The 13,235-nt window shown below is 71.6% G+C and carries 20 protein-coding genes; 18 read left to right on the forward strand and 2 right to left on the reverse strand.

Annotation, left to right across the window (positions count from 1 at the left end; translation table 11 throughout):
• The first annotated feature begins 166 nt into the window (after positions 1–166).
• The gene (locus OHQ87_RS18465) at positions 167–1,462 is read left to right on the forward strand and encodes a L,D-transpeptidase (RefSeq protein ID WP_328339453.1); all 1,296 of its coding nucleotides are present in this window, start codon (positions 167–169) and stop codon (positions 1,460–1,462) included.
• 312 nt (positions 1,463–1,774) lie between these two features.
• On the opposite strand, the gene OHQ87_RS18470 is transcribed toward OHQ87_RS18465, so the two are convergent.
• The gene (locus tag OHQ87_RS18470) at positions 1,775–2,965 is read right to left on the reverse strand and encodes a tyrosine-type recombinase/integrase (RefSeq protein WP_328339455.1); all 1,191 of its coding nucleotides are present in this window, start codon (positions 2,963–2,965) and stop codon (positions 1,775–1,777) included.
• Between the two features lie 7 nt (positions 2,966–2,972).
• The gene (locus OHQ87_RS18475) at positions 2,973–3,386 is read right to left on the reverse strand and encodes a helix-turn-helix domain-containing protein (protein WP_328339457.1); all 414 of its coding nucleotides are present in this window, start codon (positions 3,384–3,386) and stop codon (positions 2,973–2,975) included.
• A 132-nt stretch (positions 3,387–3,518) separates the two neighbouring features.
• Here OHQ87_RS18475 and OHQ87_RS18480 point away from each other — a divergent pair, with 132 nt between their 5' ends.
• The 17 genes from OHQ87_RS18480 (at position 3,519) to OHQ87_RS18560 (ending at position 12,958) form a co-directional block, all read left to right on the forward strand.
• The gene (locus OHQ87_RS18480; RefSeq protein ID WP_328339459.1) at positions 3,519–3,761 is read left to right on the forward strand and encodes a helix-turn-helix domain-containing protein; all 243 of its coding nucleotides are present in this window, start codon (positions 3,519–3,521) and stop codon (positions 3,759–3,761) included.
• Positions 3,758–3,973 (forward strand): hypothetical protein, encoded by a 216-nt coding sequence (locus OHQ87_RS18485; RefSeq protein WP_328339461.1) that lies wholly within the window; start codon positions 3,758–3,760, stop codon positions 3,971–3,973. Before OHQ87_RS18480 ends, OHQ87_RS18485 begins: the two co-directional genes overlap by 4 nt.
• On the forward strand, positions 3,970–4,440 hold the full coding sequence (locus OHQ87_RS18490; protein WP_328339463.1) for an HNH endonuclease signature motif containing protein: 471 nt from the start codon (positions 3,970–3,972) through the stop codon (positions 4,438–4,440). Before OHQ87_RS18485 ends, OHQ87_RS18490 begins: the two co-directional genes overlap by 4 nt.
• Positions 4,441–4,506: 66 nt before the next feature.
• Entirely contained in the window at positions 4,507–5,310 is an 804-nt protein-coding gene (locus OHQ87_RS18495) for a hypothetical protein (RefSeq protein ID WP_328339465.1), read from the forward strand.
• On the forward strand, positions 5,307–5,705 hold the full coding sequence (locus OHQ87_RS18500; protein WP_328339467.1) for a hypothetical protein: 399 nt from the start codon (positions 5,307–5,309) through the stop codon (positions 5,703–5,705). Before OHQ87_RS18495 ends, OHQ87_RS18500 begins: the two co-directional genes overlap by 4 nt.
• Complete coding sequence (locus OHQ87_RS18505) at positions 5,705–6,577, forward strand: hypothetical protein (RefSeq protein WP_328339469.1); 873 nt, start codon at positions 5,705–5,707, stop codon at positions 6,575–6,577. Before OHQ87_RS18500 ends, OHQ87_RS18505 begins: the two co-directional genes overlap by 1 nt.
• Positions 6,577–6,795, forward strand: a complete 219-nt coding sequence (locus OHQ87_RS18510) for a hypothetical protein (protein ID WP_328339471.1) — start codon at positions 6,577–6,579, stop codon at positions 6,793–6,795. Before OHQ87_RS18505 ends, OHQ87_RS18510 begins: the two co-directional genes overlap by 1 nt.
• A complete protein-coding gene (locus OHQ87_RS18515) occupies positions 6,795–6,929 on the forward strand; it encodes a hypothetical protein (protein WP_328339473.1) in 135 nt (44 codons plus the stop codon). Before OHQ87_RS18510 ends, OHQ87_RS18515 begins: the two co-directional genes overlap by 1 nt.
• Entirely contained in the window at positions 6,926–7,282 is a 357-nt protein-coding gene (locus OHQ87_RS18520; protein WP_328339475.1) for a hypothetical protein, read from the forward strand. The genes OHQ87_RS18515 and OHQ87_RS18520 overlap by 4 nt, the downstream gene beginning before the upstream one ends.
• The gene (locus tag OHQ87_RS18525) at positions 7,279–7,935 is read left to right on the forward strand and encodes a hypothetical protein (RefSeq protein WP_328339477.1); all 657 of its coding nucleotides are present in this window, start codon (positions 7,279–7,281) and stop codon (positions 7,933–7,935) included. The genes OHQ87_RS18520 and OHQ87_RS18525 overlap by 4 nt, the downstream gene beginning before the upstream one ends.
• A complete protein-coding gene (locus OHQ87_RS18530) occupies positions 7,932–8,360 on the forward strand; it encodes a hypothetical protein (RefSeq protein WP_328339478.1) in 429 nt (142 codons plus the stop codon). The genes OHQ87_RS18525 and OHQ87_RS18530 overlap by 4 nt, the downstream gene beginning before the upstream one ends.
• Positions 8,357–8,635 carry a hypothetical protein gene (locus OHQ87_RS18535; RefSeq protein ID WP_328339479.1) on the forward strand — a complete coding sequence of 93 codons (279 nt, stop codon included), beginning with the start codon at positions 8,357–8,359 and terminating at the stop codon, positions 8,633–8,635. The genes OHQ87_RS18530 and OHQ87_RS18535 overlap by 4 nt, the downstream gene beginning before the upstream one ends.
• Positions 8,632–9,468 carry a PD-(D/E)XK nuclease-like domain-containing protein gene (locus OHQ87_RS18540; RefSeq protein ID WP_328339480.1) on the forward strand — a complete coding sequence of 279 codons (837 nt, stop codon included), beginning with the start codon at positions 8,632–8,634 and terminating at the stop codon, positions 9,466–9,468. Before OHQ87_RS18535 ends, OHQ87_RS18540 begins: the two co-directional genes overlap by 4 nt.
• Complete coding sequence (locus OHQ87_RS18545) at positions 9,468–9,794, forward strand: hypothetical protein (protein WP_328339481.1); 327 nt, start codon at positions 9,468–9,470, stop codon at positions 9,792–9,794. The genes OHQ87_RS18540 and OHQ87_RS18545 overlap by 1 nt, the downstream gene beginning before the upstream one ends.
• A complete protein-coding gene (locus OHQ87_RS18550) occupies positions 9,787–10,629 on the forward strand; it encodes a hypothetical protein (protein ID WP_328339483.1) in 843 nt (280 codons plus the stop codon). The genes OHQ87_RS18545 and OHQ87_RS18550 overlap by 8 nt, the downstream gene beginning before the upstream one ends.
• 98 nt (positions 10,630–10,727) lie before the next feature.
• Positions 10,728–11,216: a hypothetical protein gene (locus OHQ87_RS18555; RefSeq protein WP_328339485.1), complete on the forward strand. Its 489-nt coding sequence runs from the start codon at positions 10,728–10,730 to the stop codon at positions 11,214–11,216.
• Positions 11,213–12,958 carry a hypothetical protein gene (locus tag OHQ87_RS18560; RefSeq protein WP_328339487.1) on the forward strand — a complete coding sequence of 582 codons (1,746 nt, stop codon included), beginning with the start codon at positions 11,213–11,215 and terminating at the stop codon, positions 12,956–12,958. The genes OHQ87_RS18555 and OHQ87_RS18560 overlap by 4 nt, the downstream gene beginning before the upstream one ends.
• Positions 12,959–13,235 lie beyond the last annotated feature (277 nt).

The raw sequence follows: 13,235 nt of genomic DNA on the forward strand, positions 1-13,235 counted from the left end.
CCGGGGCGGCGCGGTCCGCGCCGCCCCGGACCGACGTGGGCCGGTGACGCGCCGTCGTCGTACCCCGCTCGGCGGCGTGTTTCAGTTCACCCTTCGCAACCGACGGGCGTTGCGGCGCGTCAGTGAGGGACGATGGGATATCGGGGACCACGACTGTGAGGGAATCATGCGAGTTGTCCAGGACCACCTGACCGGGCGTACCGGTCGCCGCCGGGTGCTCGCGGCGGGGGTCCTCGCCGCGGCGCTGGCCCTCACCTCCGCCTGCACCGGCTCCGGCGGCGACAAGCCGTCGAGCTGGCACGGCGGCGGCGAGGAGAGCGCGCCGAAGGCCACCGCGACGATCACCGAACCGAAGGCCGACGCCACCGACGTCCCGGCCTCCACCGGCATCGTCTTCACCGCCAAGGACGCCAAGGACACCACCGTCGCGCTCACCGACGCTGCTGGTAAGGCCGTCGAGGGCAGGCTCGCCGCGGACGGCGCGAGCTGGCTGCCCGCCACCGCCCTGGAGTACGGCGGGAAGTACACCGCGACCGTGACGGCGACCGGCGACGACGGCAAGGCGGCGACGGCGACCAGCGCCTTCACCGTGATGGCCAAGCCGGACAAACAGGTACGGGTCACCAGCTTCCTGGGCGACAACCAGGTGGTCGGCGTGGGCATGCCGCTGATCGTGAAGTTCGGCCGGGACATCCCGGAGGACTACCGCGACGACGTGCAGCGCCGGATGACTGTCACCAGCACCCCGGCCCAGGAGGGCGTGTGGCACTGGGTCAGCCCCACCGAGGTCCGCTACCGGCCGAAGGAGTTCTGGAAGTCGGGCACCACTGTGTCGTACCGGGTGCAGGCCGCCGGGGTGCCGATGGGCGGCGGCTGGTACGGCCGGTCCGACCTCAGCGTGGACATCAAGATCGGCCCGGCGGTGGTGATGCAGGTCGACAACAAGACGAAGAAGATGACTGTCACCAGGGACGGCAAGGTCGTCAAGACCGTCCTGGTCAGCCTGGGCAAGAAGAGCACCCCCTCGTCCAGCGGCACGATGGTGGTGATCGAGAAGCTCCGCAAGACGGTTTTCGACACCATGGCGGAGCTGGGCCCCGAGGAGGGCTACCGCACCAAGATCGACTATGCCCAGCGGCTCACCTGGGGTGGCGAGTTCATCCACGCCGCCCCCTGGTCGGAGGGGCAGCAGGGCACCACGAACGTCTCGCACGGCTGCGTGAACGTGTCGATGAAGGACGGTGCCTGGCTGTTCGCCAACACGAAGATCGGTGACCCGATCACGGTCAAGGGCACCGAACGCAAGCTCCAGAACGGCAACGGCTGGACCGACTGGAACATGAGCTGGGACGAGTACGTCAAGGGCAGCGCCCTGCCGTACGACCCGGACGCCGGGCAGCCGGACGCCGACGCCAGCCCCGACGACGCCTCCGGGACGCCGAGCGCCGAGCCGACGACCTGACCCCTCCGGGACGCTCCGACAGACCACCTGACGACGCTCCGAAAGACCATCCAACCGGCCCTCGCCACCTGGCGGGGGCCGGTGTGCGTCTGGGGTGGCGCAGGCCCGAGTCACCCCAGACCCGGCCCCGGAAACGACTCAGGCCCCCTCGGAAGAGGAGGCCTGAGTGCGGCGGAAGAGATCCACCAAACGGGTGACTGATGGGAATTGAACTCGCCTGGGCAGCCTGGTCAGGGGGCCGACACCGCTGCTGACCTGCACGGGAGGGGGTGCGTTGGGTATCAGCGGGTATCGCGGGGTAGACCGTTTCCCCTACCTCTCCCCTACGTCCCCAGCCTCCTCCGTCAGGATCTCGCCCGCGGTCTCTTCGCTCATCTCCGCCGCAAGCGCGTCCGGGTCGATGTGCTCCAGCGCCTCTGCGACCGCTCTCAGGATTCCGGCGTCGACCTGCGGTAGCAGGTGGCCGTAGATCCCGTCCGTGACCGCGATGGAGCTGTGCCCGAGGCGCTGGGAGATGGCCGACAGCGGCACGTTCGCCGAGATCAACCACGCCGCCTGGGTGTGCCGCAGGTCGTGGATGCGCAACCCGCCGAACCCGGCCGCCGACGTCCATTCCAGCCAGCCCCGCCGGAAGTTCCGTGACCGCACCGGCTTGCCCGTCGGCGTGGCGAATACCAACTCGTCGCGCCCCTTGTCGACGACCAGCGGCGCCAGCGCCTGCGCGACCTTCGGTGTGAACGTCACCGTTCGTCGGCCCCTCGCGGTCTTCGGCGTGCCGAAGATGAGCGACCCGTCGGACATCTCGTGCATCGCCCGGACGACGGTCAGCCGACCGCCGAGCACGTCAAGGTTCTTGAGCTGCAGTCCCACTGCCTCGCCCCACCGCAGCCCGGTCGACACGAGCAGCAGCACCAGGGGCCGCCAGTGCTCCGGCACCGCGGCGTGCAGCCGGCCCACCTCGGGCTCGGTCAGGAACCGCATCTCCCGGGGCACCAGCTCGGGCAGCTTCGTGTCCCCGCACGGATTGGTGCGGATCTTCCTGGCCTGCACGGCCGCCTTCATCAGGCTGTGTAGCAGTCCGTGGCACGACCGGGTGGTCTTCGCCGACAGCGGGCGGCGCGCCCACTTGCCCGGCCGTTCGAGATCCGGCAAGCCGGCCATCAGCTTGCTGATCCACGCTTGGATGGCCAGGTTGTCAACCTCGTCCAGGGCGAGGTGTCCGAGCAGCGGCACGATGTGCATGCGCACCCGGGAGCCCTCCGACTGGCGGCTGGTCGGCTTAAGCCCGGTCTCGTGGCCCGGCCACCACTGCCCCACCCACTCGGCAACAGTGAGCTTCCCGGCCCGAGGGTCGATGAAGTCGCCGCGTAACCGGTCGGCTTGCAGAGTGGTAAGCCGCTTCTTGGCCGAGGTCTTGTTGGGCCACCCCTTCTCCAGGGTGACCTTCTTGCCTCCCACCAGGTCCCTGATGCGGTAGGTCGGGCCGTTCTTCTCGATCCACACGCTGCGGTCAGCCTCGTCGGAACAGGTCGATCATCCGTCGAGTGTCCTCCAGGGCTGCGGCCTTGTCGCGCTCTCGACGTTCGAGGATGAGCGCGATGATCCTCTCGCGCATCTCCTCGGTGAGCTGAGGGTCCGTCCGCACAAGATGGATCTCCTCATCGAGGATGACCGGGTCTGCCGGCTCGGTGGTCGGCTCGCCTCCAGCCAGGATCGCGTCGATGCTCCCTGGCTGCCAGCCGAGTGCGCGCTCGATACCGGCGTAGTTGTGCTCGGCGGTGCGGCGGGCACCTGTTTCCGCGTTAGACCAGGTAGCCCTGTCTATACCTGCTGCCTGAGCGGCCTTGCTGGCACTGAGACCGCGCTCCAGACGTCTGGTCCTGATCAGATTCGCCAGCCGTTCGCGCTGACCCAGTTCATCCATGCGGCACAGTGTGCCAGCGGAATCCGGCTGATCATAGCCGTACGTTGCACGACACCTGACCGTTCGACCGAATTCAGCAGAGTTCAGCATCATGCGTTGCGGAACCCTGCTGAATGTGGCTAGAGTTGCCGCATGATGAACCCACGGCCCGCCGCCGTCGAAATCGACGGCGCGAAGCTCAGAGAGCTTCGCCAGCTCAGGGGCGAAACGCTGGCCGAGTTCGCCGCGAGCTGCGATATCAGCCTCCAATACCTGTCCCAGGTCGAGCGGGGTGACCGCCCCCGCGTCTCCCCGCCCGTGTACGCCCGGATCTGCCGGACGCTCCGGCTCACCGGTCCCCGGCAGCGCCGAACCCTGCTGAAGGCTGCGGCATGAGCGGGCAGGCGTTCCTCAACATGCAGCAGCTCGCCGACCGGTACGGCGTGTCCAAGGAGTGGGTGAAGATCCGCGTCAAGCGGCGCGAGATCCCGTTCACCCGACTGCCCGGCGGTCGGCTCGTCCGGTTCACCGCCGAGCAGGTTGCACAGATCGATCAGCTCGCCACTCCCGAACCGGCCCTCAATGGTCCGTTGGGGCGTGCGGCGTGATCACCATCGACCGGCGCCGGCTTCGCGCCTTCATCACCCAGGTCGACAGCACGGCCGGCCCCGAGGGCTGCTGGCTCTGGCGCGGCAGCAGCGACCAGGACGGCTACGGCCGGTTCGGCAAGCAGGCCGAGGGTGCCCACCGGGTGGCCTACGAGCTGATGGTCCGGCCGATCCCCGAGGGCCTGCACGTCGACCACACCTGCCACAACGCCGACACGACCTGCCCCGGTGGGGTCGGCTGCCGGCACCGGCTGTGCGTCAACCCGGCGCACCTGGAGGCGGTGACGCAGCGGGACAACCTGCTGCGCAGCCGCCACACGATGCCGCACCACAACGCGGCGAAGACCTGCTGCCCGCAGGGCCACGAGTACACGCCGGCGAACACATACACCCGGCGGACCGCGAAGGGCTACGCGCGGCGCGAATGCAAGACGTGCCGGCGCGACCGGGTCGCTGCCGCCGCCTGACACACGACAGAGCCCCTACCGCACCACCGGCAGGGGCCCCACGCAACGGACAACAGAGGAGTCCAGATGCACCCCGAAAGCTACACGACCACCCCGGCGGCCGAGCCGGCCCGGGACCTGACCGCCGCCACCGGCCTGATCCGCCGCCTGTACGCCGCAGGCTGGGAGGGCGACTACGTCACCCCCGTGCACCTCGGCACCGAGTACGCCGTGCATCACGGCACGGGCCGGCGGCTGACCGCGCTGGTCGACCGCGACGGCCAGGTGGCGGAGCTGCGCATCGCCGGCGGCCTGACCCTCGACCAGGCGGTCGGCGCGGTGGACGCCGCCGGCTTTGCCCCGACCGCCGACCCGCAGCCGTCCGGCCGCCTGCTGGCCGCTGTCCGCGAGGTGATCGCCGCCGGGCACCTGGATCCGGCGGACGGCGGTGACGTCGAGGCCGTCCAGGGTGAGGCGCACGCCCGGCTGGTCGCCGCGTACGAGGCGGTCACCGGCGGGGCGGCCGACACGTCGCCGGACTACTGGACGGGGCTCGCCGCCGACGTGCACGCCGCCGCCGACCGGATCGCCGCCCTCGCCGGCACCAGTCGCCAGCCGACCAGCGTCACGCTGGACATCACGGTCACGGACCCCGACAACACCGACCTCACCGCCGTCGCCCTGGGTGAGCGCCTCGCCGAGGGCTTCGCGGGCGGCCAGCTGACCGTCGAAACCGTGAGCCTCTCCTCGGGAGGCCGGGTCCACCAGGTGCGGACCAGGGTCGGCGCGCTGCGGGTGGAGGCCGACACGTACCTGCCGGGCGAGCTGGCCGCCGCGCAGGCCCGGATCGCCGAGCTGGAGGCGCAGCTCGCCGCCGGGGGCACCCGGTGAGCCCGGCGCAGTTGGCCGCCGACCCGACGCCCGACCCGGACCTGCCGCCGGTGCGCCCCCTCGGCCCGATCCCGGGCACCGGCGGTCGGCCCGGCCCCGACTACGCCGACCCGACCGGGCTGCGCTACGACCGCGCCGACACCGTCGACACCGTGCCGACCGAGGTGCCGGCCGGGGTCGACGGCTGGACCGTCACCGGCCGCACCGACCCCCCGCCCACCCTGGCCGACCTCGGCCTCACCGCCGACCCGGTCGCCCTCGTGGTGTCGCTGCGGAAGCAGATCGACGCGTTGACCGCCGACGCCGACGCACTGATCGCCGGCATGACGGCCGAGGAGCGGGCCGACCTGGCCCAGTACGACCGGCCCACCCGGCACCTGAGGAGCGCCGCCTGATGCTCAAGCTGCTGTCCCTCGGCGCCGGTGTGCAGTCCACCGTCCTGGCCCTGATGACCGCCGACGGCACCCTGCCCCGGGTCGACGCCGCGATCTTCGCTGACACCGGGTGGGAACCCGCCACGGTCTACCGGCACCTGGACCGGCTCGCGGTGGTGCTCGACGCGGCCGGCATCCCGCTGCACCGGGTCAGCAACGGCAACCTCCGTGCCGACAGCCTCGACCCCGCCCACCGGTACGCCAGCATCCCGTACTTCGTCCGGAACCCGGACGGCTCCGACGGCATGGGCCGTCGGCAGTGCACCGCCGAGTACAAGCTGGCCCCGATCGGCCGGAAAGCCCGGGAGCTGCTCGGTGCTCAGCCCCCGCACTTCCGCAGGGTGCCGAAGGGTGCGGTCGCCGAGCAGTGGATCGGTTTCTCCACCGACGAGATCAGTCGGGTGTCCGACCGGGACGGCGTGTCCTACATCCGGCGGCGGTACCCGCTGCTGGAGCTGGGCATGTCCCGCAAGGACTGCCAGCGGTGGCTGACGGCTCGGGGGTGGGGGAACACCGCCAAGAGCGCCTGTGTCGGTTGTCCGTTCCACGGCAACGCCCAGTGGCGGGACCTTCGCGACAACCACCCCAGCGAGTGGGCTGACGCGGTCGCGTTCGACGAGGCGATCCGCAAGGGCGGAGCACGGGGGCTGCCGCTCAACGGTGAGGCGTTCCTGCACCGCTCGCGGGTGCCGCTGTCGGCCGCCCCGATCGACCGGGTGACCCGACGGGAGTGGGCTGACCGGTCGCCGGACATCTTCGACGCGCTTGCCGAGCTGGGCGACCCCGACGGCTGCTCGCCGTACGGCTGCCGCTCAGGAACGGCGGTGGCGTGATGCCGAGCCTCGACCGCCTCGACGCCGGCATGCACACCGCCCGGGTGTCCGCCGCCGAGCAGGACCGCATCCACCGCGAGCAGCGGCAGGCCGACGCCCGCCGGTGGCTGCTCGACCGCGGCCACGCCGACATCGCCGAGATCCTCGGCCTGACCGAGCCGGCCGTCCCCGTCAAGCGGGGGCGGTCCCGGGTCGGCGGCAGCAGGCGGGCCGCCTGATGGCCGACGACCTGCGCACCCTCGCCGCCCTCACCGCCATCGTCACCGTCTGCCTGGCCCTCTGGGCGCTGGCCTACCTGGTGCTGGACGTGGTGTGGACCTTCCTCCTCTTCCTGATGGGAGCAGCAGCATGACCGACCTGACCCCCCGCGACATCCACGAGCTCGACCAGACCGCCGTCGCCGCGTTCGCCGACGTCGACGCCCTCGCCGCCGACCCGGAGACCGCCCGCCGGCTCGCCGAACGGGGGGAGGCCGTCTACGGCTTCGAGCTGACCCGCGATCTCCACAACACCCTCGACGGGCGTCCGATGAGCCTCGCCGGGTGGGCGGCGCTCGCCACCATCCGCCTGGTCCAGGCCCGCGCCGAGCTGGCCGAGGTGCGCGCCGAGCGGGACGCCATCCGGGCCGAGTTCGCCGAGTGGTGCGCGCTCACCACCGTCCGCCTCGTCGGCGGCGACGGCGACGCCGAGGCGGTGACCCGATGAGCCAGATCGTCACCACCACCGGCAGCCTCGCCAAGATCCTCGGGGCCGTCACCCCCTTCGTCAGCCGCGACGTCACCCTGCCCGCCCTCAACTGCGTGCAGCTCCGGGCCGGCGACGGCATCCTCACCGCCAGCGGCACCGACCGGTACGTCATCGGCCACGCCCGCCAGCCCGCCACCGGCCAGCCTGTCGGCCCCCTGCACCTGGCCCGGTGGGACGCCAAGCGGCTGCGCCACGAGCTGGCCGCCTTCATCGAGGACCGGGAAACCGCCGCCGACGAGGCCACCATCACCCAGGACGGCGAGTTCCTCACGGTTACCTTCCGGGGCGTCACCATGCACCTCCGGCAGGTCGAGGGCAAGAACTACCCCGACCTGGGGAAGATCCTCTCCGCGCTGCCCACCCGCGACGCGGAAGGGCTGCATGCGCCGGTTGGTCTGACCCACCGAGTCATCCGCCCGCTGCTGAAGGCCGCCGAGCTGGACCCGTTCAACTCGCCACGGTGGACCTTCGACGGCCCTCGTAAGCCGGTCCGCGTCGAGATCGGCGACTGGTTCATCGCCGTGCTGATGCCGGTGAAGTTGCAGGGGGACGAGCAGCCGGTCTCCGTGGAGATGCCCGGCCACGCCGCAGCCGAGGCGGTGGCCCGGTGACGACCACCGACCCGAGCCCCGTCACCGCCTGGCATGCCCGCCCGCCGATTCACCGTCGCATCGCCGCCTGGCTCACCGGCCAGCAGCCGGCCGCCGACACCGTCGAGCACCGGGACGCCGACGAGACGTGGTCACCCATCGCCGACCTCAACGACACCGCCCCGGTCGGCCGGCACCACCCGGAAACCGTCCAGCGCGTCGACCGCAGCTACCGGCTGTCCCCGGCCGCCCTCCAGGCCGTTACCCGGGAAACCGCGCTCATCCCCGGCGGGCCGGGCGACGCCACCGGGCTGCTCAACACGCCCAACGTCGTGCGCCCCGCCCCGCCGCAGTGGCCCGGACCGGCCGGCGACACCAGCACGGTGCTCGCCGACCTGCGGGCCGCCCTGGGCGGGCCCGACGACACCACCGGCGGGCCCCGGTGACGACCCCGCTGCTCTCCACGGAGTGCACCCAGTGGCGGGCCGGCCAACCGTGCCGGTCCACCACCGGGGTCCGCCCCTACCTCACCGGCGCCGCCTGCCGCACGTGCCGGCCCGCCGGAGACCCGGCACCGCTGGCCCTGTGCCCGGTGTGCGGCGGCTACCTCGACCCCGCCGCCCGCGCCGGCCAGGACGGCACCCCCGACGTGTTCGACCGGCACCCCGGGTGCGAGGCCGGCGGACAGCAACTGCGACTCATTCAGGGAGGACGGCGGTGAGGTTCACCGACACGCCGGTCGTCGTCACCGAACCCGGCCTGCACCCGGCGATGCCCGACGCGGTGTACCACGCCGACCCGGTGCCCGCCGGCAGCCTGTCGTCGTCCGGCGCCAGGAAGCTGCTCGCCACCTGCCCGGCCCGGTTCGACTACGACCGCCGCAACCCGCCCGCGCCGTCCAAGGCGTTCGACGTGGGGCACGCCGCGCACCAGATGGTCCTCGGCACCGGCCCGCACCTGGAGGTCGTGCCGGGCGACCGGTGGGACACCAAGGTCGCCAAGGAGCACGTGAAGGCGGTCCGGGAGGCCGGCGGCATCCCCCTCAAGCAGGACACCTACGACCAGGTCACCGCGATGGCCGACGCGATCGCCGACCACCCACTCGCCAGCGCGCTGCTGACCAAGGGCGAGCCGGAGCAGTCCCTGTTCTGGGTCGACGACCGCACCGGCGTGTGGCGGCGGGCCCGCGCCGACTGGCTCCGGTCGGACGCCATCGTCGACCTCAAGACCTGCGAAGAGGCCGACGCCGACCACATCACTCGGGCCGTCACCCGGTACGGCTACCACGGCCAAGCCGACTGGTACCAGGCCGGCACCGCCGCTCTCGGTCTCGGCGACCTGCCGTTCGTCTTCGTCTTCGTCGAGAAGGCCGCCCCGCACCTCATCCACGTCGTGCAGCTCGGCGAGGACGAGCTGGCCGCCGGCCGCCGCATCAACGACCGGGCCATCGACCTGTTCGCCGAGTGCACCAGCACCGGCGACTGGCCGGGCTACCCGGCCGACATCACCACCATCTTCCTTCCCCCCTACGCCCTCCGCGACCAGGAGTTCTGATGACCCGAGGTCGAACCGTCCACGGCTACGTCCAGTTCCGGGACGGCAGCCGCATCCCCTACCCGGTCCCGCCTAACACCTTCGACCCGCGGTACATCGCCTGCACCCAGCACCGAGTCGCCTGCGACTGCCGCGAGGCGGAGCTGGCCGAGGACCGCGCGGACCTCAACGCCGAGCTGAAGAGCCTCCGGGAGGTGTTCCGGCGGGTGCTCGGCGACCACCCGAACGGCTGCATGTGCACCGGCTGTCAGGTCTTCCGCGAGTCCCGCCTGCACTTCCTCATCGACGACACCCTGCCCGGACCCATGGAGAAGACCAATGTCTGACATCGCCATCCGCACCGACCAGCAGTTGCAGGTGCCCGCCGCCGGCCAGCCCGGCACCGCCGCCCTCGCCGAGTGGGCCGTGGCCGCCGACGCCGCGTACCGGCTCGCCGAGGGTCTCTGCTCCACCCAGTTCGCCCCCGTCGCGTACAAGGGCAAGCCTCAGGAGGCCGCCGCGGCGATCCTCGCCGGTGCCGAGGTCGGCCTGTCCCCGCTCGCCTCCCTGCGGGCGTTCGACAACATCCAGGGCACCCCCGCCCCGAAGGCGCTCACCCTGCGGGCCATCGCCCAGGGCCTCGGCCACGAGGTGAAGATCCTCGAATCCACGAACGAGCGGGCCGTCGTCGCCGGCCGCCGCCGCGGTGACACCGACTGGCAGACGTCCACCTGGGACCTCGACCGGGCCCGCGCCATGGGACTGCTCGGCAAGGACCAGTGGAAGCGGCAACCCGCCGCGATGCTGGTCGCCCGCGGCACCGCCGAGGTGTGCCGGTGGATCGCCTCCGACGCGATCATGGGCATGCCGTACACCGCCGAGGAGATCCGCGACCAAGGCGTCACCGCCGTCGCCGGCCGGCCCGCGCCCCGGATCGTGTCCGCCGCTGATTTCCTGCCCGCCGACGAGCCGGCGCCGGCCGCCATCGAGGCCACCGCCGAACCGGCCGACCCGCAGCCCGGCGAACCGCTCACCGTCGACGACGTCCTCGCCGAGATCGACGCCGCCGACACCCAGGCCCGCCTCGACGAGATCAAGGCCCTCTGCCTGGGGGCCCGCATCCGCGACCCGCAGGTCACCGCCGCCTGGTCCGCCCGCTCCCACCAGATCGCCCAGGCCTGATGGCCGGCCCTGACACCGGAACCGGCCGGGACACCCGCGCTCACGTCGCGGCAGGGCGCCACCCACACGACCAGGACACGCACAACCAGGGGGACCTGATGCACCAGACGCACAGCACCAACGAGGTCCACGCCCTGCCCTACGCCGACGCCGCCCAGCGGGCCGTCGCAGCCCTCACCGGTGGCCAGGAGACGTTCACCCGGGACCAGGTCGCCTACCTCACCGCCCTGGCCTTCCAGATGGGTGTCGCCGCCGCCGAGCCCCAGCCCGCCCCGGCCGTCGAGGACATGGCCTATCAGGCGGGCTACACCGACGGCGTCAACGACGGCCATGAAGGTGCGCTCGGCGAAGTGTGGGAAGACCTCCGGTTCGCGTTCAGCGGGCCACGCCGGAAGGCCCGCAGGGGCACCCGCGGCAACCTCACCGCCGCCGACGCCCTCTGGTGGCACCACCGGGCCGTCGACCAGCGGGACGCCCGCCGCGCCGCCGACCGGGCTCGGCCGAACGTCCACGACCATCCCGGCGGCCCGGTGGATTGGGAGACCGGTCGGCCTATCCCCACCCAGCAGCTCCGGAGCGTCGCGTGACCAGCGAACGACAGCAGCACCTGACGGTCGTCGGCAAGGCCGAGAGCGACACCGCCCGACGCGCCCGCGAAACCCACGAACGGCACCTCGCCAAGCAGGCTGAGAAGGTCGAGAGGGCGAAGAAGGCCGAGAACCGCCGCGCCGAGATCAAGGCTCGCGCCGACCAGCTCGCCGCCAACGGCCAGCCGCGGGTGCACCTCGACACCGACCCGGCGGCCATCCGCGCCATCGCCACCGCCATCGACGACGGTGCCATCCCCGACACCTACGTCCGCGCCGGCACCGTCGTCGTCGTCGAAAGCCCGTCCGGGGCCATCGCCACCGACGACGACCCCACGCAGATCATCACCATCGTCGACCAGACCCGCCTCGCCCGGCTGCTCGCCGACCACACCTTCACCTACGAGTTGGTCAAGGAGAAGCTCGCCGACGGCGACACCGAACTGGTCGAGACCGAAGCCACCCCGAAGGGGCACGTCGCCGCCGCAGCCCTGTCGTCGGCGCACTGGCCGAAGCTGGCCCCGCTCAACGGCATCGTCACCACCCCCGTGTTCCGGCCCGACGACGGCAGCCTCGTCCAGACCCCCGGCTATGACCCGGCCACCGGCCTGATCTACGCGCCGAAGCTGCCCCTTCAGGTGGTCCCGGACAGGCCCACCAGCGAGCAGCTCACCGCCGCCCGACGGTTCATCATCGACGAGCTGCTCGCTGACTTCCCCTGGGTCGGGCCGTCCCGCGCCAACTACCTCGGGATGCTCGTCGCCCCTCTGCTGCGCCCGTTCCTCGGCGGGGTGCCGGTGCCCCTGGCTGCGGTCGACGCCACCTCACCGGCGACCGGCAAGAGCCTGCTCACCACCATCATGACCAAGGTCTTCTCCGGGTATACCCGGCCCTGGGTCGGCGACGACGTCGAGCTGCGGAAGGTCATCACCTCAATCCTCGTCGACAAGGGCGGGGCGGTCGTCTGCCTCGACAACGTGGGCAAGGCCGAGAACGTGGACCAGCCGACCCTCGCCGCGCTGCTGACCGCCACCGTGTGGTCTGACCGCATCCTTGGCGTGTCCACCACTGTGCGGGTGCCCAACGACCGGGTCTGGTTCGTCACCGGCAACAGCCTGTCCATCGGCGGCGACATCGCCTCCCGGACCGTGCTGATCCGCCTCGACGCGCAGATGCCCAACCCGGCGATGCGCCCACCGAGCAAGTTCGTCCTCGGCGACCTTGAGGAGTGGCTCGGCGACCCGGTCAACCGGGCAACGGTCCTGTACCACCTGCTGGTCCTGGTCCGCGGCTGGATCGTCGCCGGCGCCCACCGGGTGGAGACGCCGATGCGGACGTTCACCCCCTGGGCGTCGGCGACCGCCGGGTTCCTGGACTGGCTGCGGGAGCCGGGGTTCATGACGAACAGCGGCAGCTTGCACGAGGTCGACGAGGAAGAGGCCCAGTACGGGGCGTTCTACTCCCGCTGGCACGAGCTGTTCGGCGACGAGCAGCTCACCTCCAAGCGGCTGCACGACTCCACGACACCGGGGATCGACGGCCGGGAGTGGAAGGGCACCTTCCTGGTGCGGCGGAAGGACGGCCAGGTCCCGTCGGCGGTGGGCCTGGGGAAGATGCTCTCCGCCGAGCGGGGCCGCTACCGGGGCGGGTTCCGGCTCAACGGCTTCTACGACACCGACACGAAGGTGTGGTCGTACTCGGTGACGCCGATGGCCGCCGGGGTGCCGGAGGGGGCGCAGTGACGCCGCGCCGGGGTTCACGGGGGATAGGCGAGACCTACCCCCCGGGATCTGACACCCAACCCCCGTACGTCCCGGGGGATAGAACGGACACCTTTTCCTACCACCCGGAAAGGTCAACTTATGTTATGCCTGCTCACGGGCACAAATCCATCGACGTTACGGGTGATCCGGGTGATAGAACGCTGATTTCAACCCCCCGGGACGTGCGCGAAGAAAAAACTCACACCCAAGACGCACCCTGTGACCCCATGTGTCCACGTTTAGACCGTGCACTTTT

Source organism: Micromonospora sp. NBC_00421 (genome assembly GCF_036017915.1).
Classification (GTDB): Bacteria; Actinomycetota; Actinomycetes; order Mycobacteriales; family Micromonosporaceae; genus Micromonospora.

Excerpts from the sequence above, each read along its gene's own strand:
- OHQ87_RS18465 (WP_328339453.1), top strand. The coding sequence starts at position 167 with ATGCGAGTTGTCCAGGACCACCTGACCGGGCGTACCGGTCGCCGCCGG.
- OHQ87_RS18475 (WP_328339457.1), bottom strand. The coding sequence starts at position 3,386 with ATGGATGAACTGGGTCAGCGCGAACGGCTGGCGAATCTGATCAGGACC.
- OHQ87_RS18480 (WP_328339459.1), top strand. The coding sequence starts at position 3,519 with ATGATGAACCCACGGCCCGCCGCCGTCGAAATCGACGGCGCGAAGCTC.
- OHQ87_RS18485 (WP_328339461.1), top strand. The coding sequence starts at position 3,758 with ATGAGCGGGCAGGCGTTCCTCAACATGCAGCAGCTCGCCGACCGGTAC.
- OHQ87_RS18495 (WP_328339465.1), top strand. The coding sequence starts at position 4,507 with ATGCACCCCGAAAGCTACACGACCACCCCGGCGGCCGAGCCGGCCCGG.
- OHQ87_RS18505 (WP_328339469.1), top strand. The coding sequence starts at position 5,705 with ATGCTCAAGCTGCTGTCCCTCGGCGCCGGTGTGCAGTCCACCGTCCTG.
- OHQ87_RS18510 (WP_328339471.1), top strand. The coding sequence starts at position 6,577 with ATGCCGAGCCTCGACCGCCTCGACGCCGGCATGCACACCGCCCGGGTG.
- OHQ87_RS18515 (WP_328339473.1), top strand. The coding sequence starts at position 6,795 with ATGGCCGACGACCTGCGCACCCTCGCCGCCCTCACCGCCATCGTCACC.
- OHQ87_RS18520 (WP_328339475.1), top strand. The coding sequence starts at position 6,926 with ATGACCGACCTGACCCCCCGCGACATCCACGAGCTCGACCAGACCGCC.
- OHQ87_RS18525 (WP_328339477.1), top strand. The coding sequence starts at position 7,279 with ATGAGCCAGATCGTCACCACCACCGGCAGCCTCGCCAAGATCCTCGGG.
- OHQ87_RS18545 (WP_328339481.1), top strand. The coding sequence starts at position 9,468 with ATGACCCGAGGTCGAACCGTCCACGGCTACGTCCAGTTCCGGGACGGC.
- OHQ87_RS18550 (WP_328339483.1), top strand. The coding sequence starts at position 9,787 with ATGTCTGACATCGCCATCCGCACCGACCAGCAGTTGCAGGTGCCCGCC.
- OHQ87_RS18555 (WP_328339485.1), top strand. The coding sequence starts at position 10,728 with ATGCACCAGACGCACAGCACCAACGAGGTCCACGCCCTGCCCTACGCC.